We start from the raw sequence: 505 nt of genomic DNA, 5'->3' as shown, positions 1-505 counted from the left end.
ACAGGCTAATAGTTTTTTATTATAGGGCTCTACTACGGAAGGTGGTCGACATGTACAAAATCATCATTCCTGCCATACTAGCCATCTTTTCGCTCTGGATACTCTTACAGATTTCACTAGAGATGAGCATCGTTAAGAATCCAATGAACTACTTTATCGTATTCATTATCTTTTTCCTCTTTGTAAAGATGGTGAAAGAAAAACAATAATAGTTTGGGCGATGCAAACAGAAAAACATCCTTCCCTTAACAAACTCAGCCAGTCACATGCATTAATCTTGATGTTAATGATATATAGGTGCACATAAAAAGCTACTTCATTGTGAAGTAGCTCCCTTTATTAAATGCCCATTTTGATCCATCTAGTTTTAGAAAAGCGAAGGATAATCGCATTTATGATAATAATTGAAACTAAATACAAAATAATAAATAAAACATCATTACTTTCAAGTGTCATGTTATCAGATTGCAGCACTCTTTCTATTCGGGGATACATAGTGTTACCT

General features: G+C 33.9%; 1 protein-coding gene and 1 pseudogene. One reads left to right on the top strand and one right to left on the bottom strand.

Features of this window, described 5'->3' with window-relative positions; translation table 11 throughout:
* The first annotated feature begins 50 nt into the window (after nucleotides 1–50).
* On the top strand, nucleotides 51–209 hold the full coding sequence (locus tag ACWHAR_RS32545) for a hypothetical protein (protein WP_029726129.1): 159 nt from the start codon (nucleotides 51–53) through the stop codon (nucleotides 207–209).
* A 130-nt stretch (nucleotides 210–339) separates the two neighbouring features.
* Here ACWHAR_RS32545 and ACWHAR_RS32540 read toward each other — a convergent pair.
* Nucleotides 340–505, bottom strand: a pseudogene (locus ACWHAR_RS32540) (peptide ABC transporter permease); the annotation flags it as partial.

Source organism: Bacillus sp. LR--39 (assembly GCF_053613335.1).
This window is presented reverse-complemented; position numbering and strand designations above follow the sequence as displayed.